This is a genomic window from Pseudorhodoplanes sp., from assembly GCF_035565795.1.
GTDB lineage: Bacteria > Pseudomonadota > Alphaproteobacteria > Rhizobiales > Xanthobacteraceae > Pseudorhodoplanes.
On the sequence record NZ_DATMRV010000164.1, the window covers coordinates 1 to 7,500 of the forward strand.

Here is a 7,500-nt window from a genome sequence, read left to right on the forward strand (position 1 = left end):
CATCGACATCGGCGAAGGCCTGGCTGACGCGCTGACGCATCGCGACAAGGCCGTTGTAGATCGAAATCCCCCAGAAGATGAGGCCGACAATCACAACAAGAATAACGAGCGACGAGGTCATGCAATCTCCTCTGGTTCAACCGAACGGTGGCTCAACCGAATGGCCCCGATGAAGCACGCAACATAGCAGTATTCGGGCGGCAATGTGGCCGCATCAGCCAGGAACCGGCGGGCGGGCGAAGCGTTTTCAATTGTGCCCGCCGTGCGGGCGAATGCAAGGAGGTCCATGCTCATGGTCTGGCGACGCATGCTTGGTAGGGAAGAGTTGACCCCGGTAGAAGCGCGGCAGGGTTTTCTGGATCGTCCCGTGCTGGTTGTGCTGCTCGTCAGCGTGGCGGCAATAAGCATCCTGTTCGGGGTGTTGCTGCTCCGGGTTTAAACGCTGCTTTCCGCCCCCCTGATCGATTCGAATAAGAGCAAAATTGTTCTCAATCTGAAAAATCCAGAACCACCTTGATGTCATCGCGCTGTGGCGTGAATGCCTCTCGCCAGCGCGACAGCGGCACACGCCGCGTAATCAGCCGGTCGAGCCACGTGCGGTCAGCGCGCGCCAGTGCCTCGGCAGCGAGGCGATAATGCGATCGGTTGGCATTCACCGCTCCGAACACGACTTCATTGCCTAGCACGAGCTTTCGGTTGAACCCGCCGATATCGAATTCCACCTTCTGACCGGACGGCGAAACCCCCAGCAAGCAAACGATTCCGGACGGCGCGCAGCGCGCGATCGATTCCATCACGAGCGCCGGCGCGGCGGTGCATTCCATCACGATGTAGAATCGCAAGTCGCGAAGCGAAGAGGCGTTCGCATGATGCGTACCGCCGAGGTCTCGCACGAGCGCTGGCTTGGGCCCATCCGTGTGACGGTCGAGAACGTGCAGTTCGAGGCCGCGCTGCTGTCCCATCACGGCGGCCAGCAAACCGATCGGACCGGCGCCGGTAATGAGCAGATTGCCCGGTGACCAGGCTTGCGATCTCTGCCCGACCCTTTCGACGTGGTCCCAGGCCTTCGCGACGATGCTTGCAGGCTCCATCAGCACGCCCGCAAGACCCAGTGTGCTGTCGACTGCGACCGCGAATTCCGGCTCAAGACGAAAGCGTTCCGAGCCGAAACCGTGCCGGTCCTTGATGCCGCGCTCGGTGTATCCACCGTTGCGGCACATGTCCCATTCGCCAGCCGCGCAGGACGGACACGGCAGCGGATCGGGGCGCCGCACGATTCCGACAACCGACTCACCCACCGAGAAACCGCTGCCTGCAGGCGCTTCCTCCACGATCCCGAGCGACTCGTGACCCAGCACGAGCCGCTCCGAGCCGACAGGCGCCGAGCCATACAAGCCTTGAAGGATCTCGTGATCCGTACCGCAGATGCCAAGCGCGCGCGTTCGAACCAGAAGCGCGCCATCGGATAGCGGCGGCTCAGCAATGTCATCGAGCCGCGCCGAATTCGCCACACCGGGCAAAACGGTGATCGCTCGCATCAGAAATCGCTCTCACGTCCTGATCGTAGCATAGCTCAAGCGCCCCTCGCTGCGGTCTGACCAAACGTGTCGGCAGCGTGATGAGTTCCTGTCAAATCGATGCAAAGCTTTTCTTCGTGCGCGGAACCGACTGGAACCTTTGGCGTTTGCCCGCTGAAGTCTTGATGCGGCGCTTCGTCCGATACGGCGCCAGCGTCTCGAATGAGAAGCGTGTTCGCGGAGCACCCTCATCAACAGCGGAGTTCGACTATGACGCTTGGCACTATTCTGGTGATCGTTCTGATTCTGATCCTGATCGGCGCAATTCCGAATTGGGGTTACAGCCGCGGATGGGGCTACGGCCCGTCGGGCATCGTTGGTGTGGTGTTGGTTGTGGTGCTGGTGCTTTTGCTGATGGGGCGAATCTGACCGCCAAGGTTTCCTCCCCGAACTGAAAAGGGCCGGAGCGATCCGGCCCTCTTTTTTTGAATTGCCAGAGCAATCAGGAGTCGCAGCGCACACCGATATGCGCGAAGGCGGGCGTCGTCACAGGGCTGAATGCCGGCTCGCAACCTTCCGGCAGCCGCTCCTTCTTGACGGCCTCTTCCGGCGGCACCTCGCGAAGCGGTCGGGCCGGCACCCTCAGAACCTGCACCGGTCGCGGCGTCTGCACCGCACTTTCCAGAATGATCCGCTGGGGATGCATCCTGGTCACGAGGCTCGTCGCTTGCGGCTGCAGGTCGAACGCCACAGCGATCCCCGACTCGCCAGGCGGCGATGCAGTCGGAAGACGATCCTGCTTCGACGAGGTTTTCATCCAGCGCAGATCCAGATTCGACAGCGGTTGCGATCGCGCCAGCAAGGAGACGGAAAATCCCGCCGCGCAGGCGAGTGCGATGCCTGCGGCGGCGCAAGCGGTCTTGCGCATCATGCCAATGCTCTCAGAAGCGCGGCCGGGGCGGCTCAAATGCCTGCCGGCGGCATGTCCAGCCGTTAACGCTCGCCGCTGGCGGCCGTTCCGCTAGCAGACCCCCGCCGCCAGCTGATTTTTCGGGACAGCGACCCGGCAAATCAGCCCCTCCGAGGCGAAATCGAGGCTCACTTCGGCATCCAGTGCACGCGTGAGATTGTGCTCGATCACCATGCTTCCGAAGCCCCGGCGTTTCGGAGCACTGACCTTCGGGCCCTGGGTCTCGCGCCAGAAGAACTCGAACCCGCTATTCTCCGGCAGCGGCTGCCAGCTGATCGTCACGCGCCCGGTCGAGCGCGATAGCGCGCCGTGCTTGGCGGCATTTGCAGCGAGCTCATGCAACGCAAGCCCGAGGCTTTGTGCAGCCTCCGGCTTCAGGCGGACATCGGGGCCTTCGATCGACACCTGGTCGGGCTCGCGATCGAGATAATAGGCAAGCTGCAAGCGCACGAGCTCCTTGAGCGAGGCGCCATGCCAGCTCTCCTGAACCAGCAGATCATGCGAGCGCGCGAGCGCCTGCACGCGGGCGCTGAACCGTTCCAGAAACGTCTCTATGCTGCCGCTGTGCCGCGCAGTCTGTCGTGCCATGGCCTGGATGACCGCGAGCAAATTCTTCGAGCGGTGCGTCAGCTCACGCATCAGAAGCCGCAGATGTGCTTCGCTCTCTTTCCGCTCGGTGATGTCGACCGCGGCGCCGGTCAATCCGATCAGATCTCCCGAGACGTCGCGCATCGGCTCGATATGAAAGTCGTACCAGCGCACGCCGTTATCGGCCTCGACACGCAATTCCGCGTTGCGAGGCTCGCCTGCTTCAAGAGCGTCCGTCTTGAGTGCGACGATCGCGGCGCCGCGGGCGTCCGTCAGCAATTCCGCATCCGTCCTGCCCCGAATCACCTGCGGTTCAAGACCGAACAGCGACTTGCTCACGGAGGTGTAACGCAGATCGGTATCCTGTGTGAACACGGCGACATTGGACCCGCGCAGGGCAAACTCGAAACGCTGCGCCGCAGTCGCAACGTTTTCCGTCATACGGCGCTGCTCACTTTCAAGAGAACGGATGCGGCTCATGTCGACGGCCGTGCACAGGACGCCTTCGACCGCGCCGTCAGAGCTGATCAGCGGCTCGATGTGCATCGCGTATAATGCCCGTCGCTCGGGCATGATGTAGGAGACCTCGCAGTCCGCGGGCTTACCTGTCGCGAGTACGCGCCGCTTCAAAGCGACGACAGATTGTTGCTCGGGTGAGGACCAGAGTTCGTCGTCGGTCCGGCCAAGCATGCGCAGGGCGGCCTCATCACCACCCGGACCCGAGACCCAAGTGTAGCGGAGGTCCCGATCCTGGGCGAAGGCATGGATATTTCCACCGCGAAACGCGAGTTCGAAGCGGGACTTGATGTCTTCGGATTCGCGAACGGTCAGAAGCGCTTCCTGCCGAACGCGCGCCAGCTCGGCGCGGGTTTGATTATGGGCTTCGATTTCGCGCCCCAGCGCATCCCTGATTGAGGTTGTCGCAGTCCGCCTCTTTGGAGACGTTGTCGACCGCGAAATCCTGGAGCGACCGCGCTTGGCGACCGCCTTGCGGGTTTTCCCCCTCGTTTCCTTCGCCACAATCCCTACTCGCATTCGCGATACGGCGCCCGCCGACGTGACGGGCAAAACATCACGCTATCGGGCCCCGGCTGTTGTTGTTGATCTACCCGAAAATCGGGCTCTGCGCACGCGGTCAACGCCTAAGAAGCATCAGCGTTTCCGACACTTATCGTCACACTTTTGTTTCCTATACATGCCCTTCATCAGGCAGCATGATGTTGCGCAGCTGCCGGGAACCATTTCTGAGATCGCGCATTTCCCGCTTGGCCGGCCGTCATCCCCTCCCCCTCGTGCTCGGTCGGCTGGTTTTAAGGCGTGGCCCGCATTTGCTGGCCACGCCTTTTTTTACCGCCGCTCGGCCAAAGCCTCGACCATTACAACAGAGGAACCAAGCATGTTCCGACGCGTTGGCCCGAAGAATTTCCCAGCTTGGAGGACAGGATGGCCCGGTCGCAAAATGGCGCGACGAAGTCGCATCGCAAGACAACAATAAGGCGGCGACCGCGCGCAGCGAAAAGCGCCGCTCACGTCATGGGTGACGCAGTCGCCGACGACATCGCCGCGATGCGCGCCGAGGTTGCCGACATGATCGCCTCGCTGGACGATCGCATTGCCAGGCTCAACCGGCTGACCAAGCAGGGGGCATCACACGCGGCCGAAAGCGCCAATGATATCGTGCTCAGCGCAATCTCCGGCCTGACAGGCCGTGCAACCTCGCAAGCACAGGCGGGCATGGCCTCGGCGACAGATGAAGTCGCGAAATTCGGCACGCAGGCAATCAACCGCTTCGTGCGCGAGATCGACAAACGTCCGTTGCTGACGCTGGCGATCGCGGCCGGCATCGGTTTCTTCGCGGGGCTCGCCCGGCGCCCGGAGTAAGGGGATGGGGATCTCCGACCTCGCCACCGAATTACTGGACCGCCCGGTCGCTGCAATTCGCCGCCAGGCAATCTCTCTCGCAGTCGCCCTTGTGGCGGCGGTCGGCGCACTGATCTACGCCGCGTCGGCGCTATTGCTGGCGCTTGAGATCGCGCTGGGGCCGATCGGCGCGCGCGCCGCGGTCGCGGCAATCCTTCTCGTCATTGCCGTAGCCGGTTATTTTGCGCCGCGACTGTTGTCTTCTTCTCATAGTCGTCGGACGGAGACTGCGGCTTCCGCGGCCACCGAACTGGAAGGCCTGCCTCGCGACCAGCGCATCGCAATGGTGTTCGAGGCCCTGATGCTGGGCTTTTCGATGGGCTCGCGCAAACCGGCCGAAACCGCCGACAGCAGCAAGTAACGAACACTCGTGAAAGAAAAGCGGCCGGCGCGAGCCGGCCGCTTTTCTTTTTGAGCGCTGATACCTAGCTGGCGCGCCGTTCGCGCCGCCGCGCATTGCGTTCGAAGAACAGCGCCTGGCTGATGACGGCCGAAACGGTCGCCGGCTGGAACGGCTTGGCGATCAGGAATGCCGGCTCGGGGCGCTCGCCGGTCAGGAAGCGTTCCGGGTAGGCGGTGATGAAGATCACCGGCACCTCGAACGACCGCAGCAACTCATTGACGGCATCAAGGCCCGAAGAGCCGTCCGCAAGCTGGATATCGGCAAGGATCAGGCCGGGCCGTTTCGCCTTGGCGAGTGCCACAGCCTCCGAATGCGTGCGGGCGACGCCGAGCACGCGATGACCGAGGCTTTCCACGAGCCCTTCCAGGTCCATCGCGATGAACGGCTCATCTTCGATGATCATCACATCCGTCGCTATCTCGGCGGCGAGTTCACGGCCCGATTCTTCCACGAGCTGCCGGAGCGTCGGAATGTCCACATCGAGAATGGATGCCGCATCGCTCTCGGAGAAGCCCTCGAGCGCGACAAGCAGAAATGCCTGACGCGGGCGCGGCGTGATCTGGCTCAAACGCTGCTCGGCGGGAAGCGCAGTCGCTTCGGGCGGGTTCTTGGCGTTGACGACCACCGAATTCCAGATCTTGCTGAAGAGCTTATAGAGCGCGACGCGTGGCGAGGATGACGCGTCGAGCACGGATGTGTCCTCAATGAGGGCTTCCAGCGCGGCCGCCACATAGGCATCGCCGGAGGACTGACTGCCTGTTAGCGCGCGCGCGTAGCGGCGCAGAAACGGCAGATAAGGTGCGATTGCTTGCGAAGCGGACACGTAAATCCCTCCCGTTGGGCCTGAAGACGTCGGGGCCCCAACGTCTCTTATCAAAAAAAGTTCCCGCTTGCGGAACCTTCTGTCCAATAAGGCATTCTCGGAGGAGCAGGGGACTGGCTCAATGCAACGGGCCGGCGAGGGACGAAATGAGAACACCGAAACCAGGCACATCACCTTCCATGCAGCCGGACACCATGAACCAGAAGAACGCTTCGGGGCTCAATAGGGAGATCCAGGCGAAGATCGGACAACAACTGAGGGCGATTTACGACGACGTCGTGCAGGAGGGCGTGCCCGACCGCTTCGCCGACCTCCTCAAGCAGCTGGACAAGACCCCTGCAGAAGGGAAATCGGAATGAGTGTCGACCCGGCTTTGAGAGATCAGATCCTCGCGGCCATTCCCAGCCTGCGCGCGTTCGCCATTTCGTTGTCTGGCAACGTCGATCGGGCGGACGATCTTGTGCAGGAGACGATCCTGCGAGCGCTCGCGAATATTCAATCCTTCCAGCCTGGTACCAACATGCCGGCGTGGTTGTTCACCATTCTGCGGAACCTGTTTCGCTCGGAATATCGCAAGCGTCGCCGTGAGGTTGAAGACACCGACGGCAGCCTCGCCGAGACACTGAAGTCGCATCCGGACCAGATCGGACGCGTCGAGTTTCAGGAATTCCGCACCGCGCTTGCGCAACTTCCGGCGGAGCAGCGCGAAGCCTTGATCCTCGTCGGGGCATCAGGTTTCTCCTATGAAGAAGCCGCCGACATCTGCGAATGTGCCGTCGGTACGATCAAGAGCCGTGTGAACCGCGCGCGAAGCCGGCTTGCCAAGCTGCTTCAGGTCGAAAATATCGACGAGTTCGGCCCCGATCACGCGACGCGGGCGGTACTGATGCGCCACGAGAGCTGATCGGCTGTTGCCTCGTCGCGCCGCGCCGGAGGGCGTGGTGCTTCGTCTCGACCGTCGATCCGCCACGAGCGAGACAATGACGTCGACAAAGCGACAACAAGAAGAAACCAAAGACGCGGAGCGCCTGCGCGGCCTTCAGCATCAGGGCGCATTCGCGAAAGCCGCTTGCGCGATCGCGCATGCGGCCGGCAAGCCCGCCACGTTCCTGTTGGCAAGTGCCCTTGTGATCGTCTGGGCTCTCAGCGGCCCGCTTTTCGGATTCAGCGACACGTGGCAACTGGTGATCAACACATCGACCACCATCATTACGTTCCTGATGGTCTTCCTCATTCAGAATACCCAGAACCGCGATACCGCGGCGATCCAGGTCAAGCT

General features: G+C 62.2%; 12 protein-coding genes. 8 read left to right on the forward strand and 4 right to left on the reverse strand.

Annotated elements, in window-relative coordinates; genetic code table 11:
• The first annotated feature begins 286 nt into the window (after nucleotides 1-286).
• Nucleotides 287-439, forward strand: a complete 153-nt coding sequence (locus VNZ93_RS14845) for a hypothetical protein (RefSeq protein WP_325706468.1) — start codon at nucleotides 287-289, stop codon at nucleotides 437-439.
• 49 nt (nucleotides 440-488) lie between these two features.
• Here the strand turns inward: VNZ93_RS14845 and VNZ93_RS14850 are convergent, their stop codons facing one another.
• The gene (locus VNZ93_RS14850; RefSeq protein WP_325706470.1) at nucleotides 489-1,538 is read right to left on the reverse strand and encodes a glucose 1-dehydrogenase; all 1,050 of its coding nucleotides are present in this window, start codon (nucleotides 1,536-1,538) and stop codon (nucleotides 489-491) included.
• A 249-nt stretch (nucleotides 1,539-1,787) separates the two neighbouring features.
• On the opposite strand from VNZ93_RS14850, the gene VNZ93_RS14855 reads away from it, so the two are divergent.
• Complete coding sequence (locus VNZ93_RS14855; RefSeq protein WP_325706473.1) at nucleotides 1,788-1,946, forward strand: DUF3309 family protein; 159 nt, start codon at nucleotides 1,788-1,790, stop codon at nucleotides 1,944-1,946.
• Nucleotides 1,947-2,019: 73 nt separating this feature from the next.
• Here the strand turns inward: VNZ93_RS14855 and VNZ93_RS14860 are convergent, their stop codons facing one another.
• Both VNZ93_RS14860 and VNZ93_RS14865 read right to left on the reverse strand, forming a co-directional pair.
• Nucleotides 2,020-2,448: a hypothetical protein gene (locus tag VNZ93_RS14860; protein WP_325706476.1), complete on the reverse strand. Its 429-nt coding sequence runs from the start codon at nucleotides 2,446-2,448 to the stop codon at nucleotides 2,020-2,022.
• A 90-nt stretch (nucleotides 2,449-2,538) separates the two neighbouring features.
• Complete coding sequence (locus VNZ93_RS14865) at nucleotides 2,539-3,906, reverse strand: HWE histidine kinase domain-containing protein (RefSeq protein ID WP_325706496.1); 1,368 nt, start codon at nucleotides 3,904-3,906, stop codon at nucleotides 2,539-2,541.
• Between VNZ93_RS14865 and VNZ93_RS14870 the strand changes: the two genes are divergently transcribed.
• The 3 genes from VNZ93_RS14870 (at nucleotide 3,838) to VNZ93_RS14880 (ending at nucleotide 5,356) form a co-directional block, all read left to right on the forward strand.
• Nucleotides 3,838-3,990, forward strand: a complete 153-nt coding sequence (locus VNZ93_RS14870; protein ID WP_325706499.1) for a hypothetical protein — start codon at nucleotides 3,838-3,840, stop codon at nucleotides 3,988-3,990. The genes VNZ93_RS14865 and VNZ93_RS14870 overlap by 69 nt on opposite strands.
• Nucleotides 3,991-4,392: 402 nt before the next feature.
• Nucleotides 4,393-4,956, forward strand: a complete 564-nt coding sequence (locus VNZ93_RS14875) for a hypothetical protein (RefSeq protein WP_325706478.1) — start codon at nucleotides 4,393-4,395, stop codon at nucleotides 4,954-4,956.
• 4 nt (nucleotides 4,957-4,960) lie between these two features.
• The gene (locus VNZ93_RS14880) at nucleotides 4,961-5,356 is read left to right on the forward strand and encodes a hypothetical protein (RefSeq protein ID WP_325706481.1); all 396 of its coding nucleotides are present in this window, start codon (nucleotides 4,961-4,963) and stop codon (nucleotides 5,354-5,356) included.
• A 64-nt stretch (nucleotides 5,357-5,420) separates the two neighbouring features.
• On the opposite strand, the gene VNZ93_RS14885 is transcribed toward VNZ93_RS14880, so the two are convergent.
• Nucleotides 5,421-6,221 (reverse strand): response regulator, encoded by an 801-nt coding sequence (locus VNZ93_RS14885; RefSeq protein ID WP_325706484.1) that lies wholly within the window; start codon nucleotides 6,219-6,221, stop codon nucleotides 5,421-5,423.
• Between the two features lie 179 nt (nucleotides 6,222-6,400).
• Here VNZ93_RS14885 and VNZ93_RS14890 point away from each other — a divergent pair, with 179 nt between their 5' ends.
• From VNZ93_RS14890 to VNZ93_RS14900, 3 genes are all read left to right on the forward strand, one after another.
• The gene (locus tag VNZ93_RS14890) at nucleotides 6,401-6,580 is read left to right on the forward strand and encodes a NepR family anti-sigma factor (protein ID WP_325706487.1); all 180 of its coding nucleotides are present in this window, start codon (nucleotides 6,401-6,403) and stop codon (nucleotides 6,578-6,580) included.
• A complete protein-coding gene (locus VNZ93_RS14895) occupies nucleotides 6,577-7,125 on the forward strand; it encodes a sigma-70 family RNA polymerase sigma factor (RefSeq protein ID WP_325706490.1) in 549 nt (182 codons plus the stop codon). The genes VNZ93_RS14890 and VNZ93_RS14895 overlap by 4 nt, the downstream gene beginning before the upstream one ends.
• A 37-nt stretch (nucleotides 7,126-7,162) precedes the next feature.
• A partial coding sequence (locus VNZ93_RS14900; protein ID WP_325706493.1) for a low affinity iron permease family protein occupies nucleotides 7,163-7,500 on the forward strand: 338 nt, incomplete at its 3' end.